The 2,930-nt window shown below is 51.9% G+C and carries 3 protein-coding genes; all 3 read left to right on the top strand.

All coding sequences use genetic code 11. From position 1 onward, the window contains the following. The first annotated feature begins 204 nt into the window (after positions 1-204). Positions 205-2,214, top strand: coding sequence for an ATP-binding protein (locus BOW52_RS16515; protein WP_078485182.1), 2,010 nt, complete (start codon positions 205-207; stop codon positions 2,212-2,214). Positions 2,215-2,403: 189 nt separating this feature from the next. Further along, positions 2,404-2,550, top strand: coding sequence for a hypothetical protein (locus BOW52_RS17165; protein WP_172840403.1), 147 nt, complete (start codon positions 2,404-2,406; stop codon positions 2,548-2,550). Positions 2,551-2,552: 2 nt separating this feature from the next. Then, complete coding sequence (locus tag BOW52_RS18065) at positions 2,553-2,660, top strand: hypothetical protein (RefSeq protein ID WP_456242910.1); 108 nt, start codon at positions 2,553-2,555, stop codon at positions 2,658-2,660. Positions 2,661-2,930 lie beyond the last annotated feature (270 nt).

Genomic DNA, 2,930 nt, shown 5'->3' with positions numbered 1-2,930 from the left:
TCGTCGTTCGCTCGCGCTCTCAACTACGAATAGGCAGACGGCGTCGACTATCGCGGACTAACCGCCTTCGCTTCGCTATCCATGGCGGTCAGCGTCGGTTTAATGTCATCAATTGGTCCAATGATTACAGGGGGCAATCTGTGGTTTAATCGGGGATCTTCACTGGAAGATAGTCACCATTCATAAGGTAGATGAGTTCAATCCATGAAGGACCTCCATCCCAAAGCACACCAGGGCGACCTCTCTCTGTTCGACTACATCAGATCCGTGAGCGACGATCTGGTCTCATACGTTGCGGCTGACTACACCTACCAGGCGATCAATGCATCCTATCTGGAGTTTCACCAAATGGGACGCGACGAGGTCATAGACCACACGGTTGCAGAGATTCTTGGTGAAGAGATATTTAGTAGCACCATCAAGCGACAGATCGATCGCTGCCTCAACGGCGAACACGTCAGTTTCGAAAAATGGTTTGAGTTCAGCAGTGTTGGCAGACGCTACTTGTCGGTCACCTACAATCCATTCATTCCCTCCGGTAGTGATGACGCGATCGGCGTTGTTGTTACCGCACGAGACATCACTGAGTACCAACTGCAACAAGAGCATCTTGAGCGTATAGAAAACGAGTTACGTCTGAGTCAGAAGAGCCTAAAAAAAGCGCAAAGGATTGCCAGCATCGGTTCCTGGGAGTGGGATTTAACCACGGATATCACCACCTTCTCAGATGAGTATTTCCACCTGTTTGGTTTCGACGACAATGATCACGCCACTCGCGAGGATTGTCTGGGCCATATCCATCCCGACGATCTTGATGCCGTCAACAAGGCCGTGAGCGATGCCCTTGATAGCTCTGAAAAATACTCCATTGAGTATCGAATAAATCTACCCAACGGCGAACAAAAACATATTCATGGCATGGGCCAGACGGAACAAGATAACAGCGGTCAAACCGTTCGATTTTTCGGTACGGTTCACGACATCTCTGATCGTAAATGTGCCGAAATCTTGCTACAGAAGTCCCATAGTGAGCTTGAGAGACGCGTTAAGGAGCGCACCCGTGAACTCCAGCAGACAAACACACAACTGGTTGAGGCCAACCAGGCAAAATCACAATTTCTAACCCGCATGAGCCACGAGCTACGTACCCCACTCAATGCCATTCTCGGCTTTGCCCAGCTACTGCAATCCGATCACGAAGAGCCGTTAAGCGAACGCCAAACACAGGGTGTCGAACATATATTAAATGGTGGCTGGCACCTGCTTGAGGTGGTTAACGATCTGCTCGACCTGGCGGCCATTGAGGCCAACAAGATTGAACTACAACTTAAAACTATCCATCCCGCCGAGTGTATTGAGTCGTGCATCGAGCTGATGTTGCCCCTGGCAAAAGAGCGCGCCATCGTTCTAAACGCTTCGATTAGTGACTGTAACAACTATAATCTGCAGGCCGATCTGGTACGACTCAAGCAGATGTTACTGAACCTGTTATCCAACGCGATCAAATACAACCATGAGGGCGGCCGCGTCACACTGAACTGCGAGCTGACCGACACTGAGCAGCTGCGAATCTCAGTCACCGACACCGGGCCCGGCATCGCCGAGGGTGATCTACCGATCCTCTTTGAACCATTCAACCGGCTCTATCTGAACAATCACTCTGTTGAAGGAACTGGAATCGGACTCACCATTACCAAGCAACTCATCGAACGCATGGGCGGCAATATCGGCGTTAGCTCCGAGTTGGGTCAAGGCAGCACCTTCTGGCTTGAGTTTCCTGCCTATCGAACATCACTACCGCAGGGCGAACAGCAACGTTCCAGGTCGTCAGCCGCCGTCCCTCCAGATAGCAACACAACCATCCTCTACATCGAAGACAGCCCCAGCCATATTCACCTGATGGAGGGACTGATTCATAACATGCAGGGTGTACGCTTGCTGACCGCCTCCACACCGTCACTTGGCCTGGAGCTGGCACAGGCTCACCGGCCCGATATTATCCTGACCGATATCGGGCTACCCGACATGGACGGCTTCGAGGTGCTGGAACAGCTGCAAAAGAGTGAGGCGACGAGAGCGATTCCCGTGATTGCGGTCAGTGCCAACGCCTTCGACCGAGATATCCGCAAGGGGCTAGAGTCAGGCTTCCGCAACTATCTAACCAAGCCGCTCGATATCGGTGAATTCTACAAGGCGATCAACGAACTCCGCTGAACCTGCTCCACATGAGCACTGCCCGATTGAAGCGCACGTAGTTACCTGCTGCACCACTGCAAAGCACAGCTACGATAGTCGCCCCCCATATCTCACCACCTCCAGTCCCTCATCCCTGGAACGATGCTTGCGCTGATATTCGCCATATAGTGGCACGGATAATTTCAGCACCCACCTGAAGATTCAAAAGTGGGAGCAGCACTGATCTTTGATAGGACTATTTCGATCGTACAAGCCGTCGGAGATGAGGCAACGGTCGAGGCATCAATTCTGTTTCAGGGGGTCGAGCTCGGCTATGGTGTCCACCTCAACCGCTGCCTTAACGACAAGGGGTAGAGATCTCTGCCGGTAAGCAGATCGGATATGACAGCAAACGGAATCGCAAGCGCTTTACATTCTCCGATGAGGGCATCGTGGAGGTGCCCAAGGGTCATGTTTTTAGCTAAACCCGTATCGACCCAGCTGCGCCAACAATCGGAGTATTTGCGGATAGCTACCCCGCCACCACGACAATGGTCATATATATAGGACCATTCACTGATACTCATCTGGGCGGGCCAACCACACACGCCCGACCTTTCAAAACACGTTTTTCTTCATAAATTCAACAACTAAGCTCCCGGGGAGTCGCTATTTTTGCGAAAGTTTGTTTTGGGCATCCAAGCCCAAGCAAACAGCAAAAACTTCACGCGACCGTTTATGCCTGCGGCGCCCCG

The organism is Solemya pervernicosa gill symbiont (assembly GCF_002020875.1).
Lineage (GTDB): Bacteria > Pseudomonadota > Gammaproteobacteria.
This window is presented reverse-complemented; position numbering and strand designations above follow the sequence as displayed.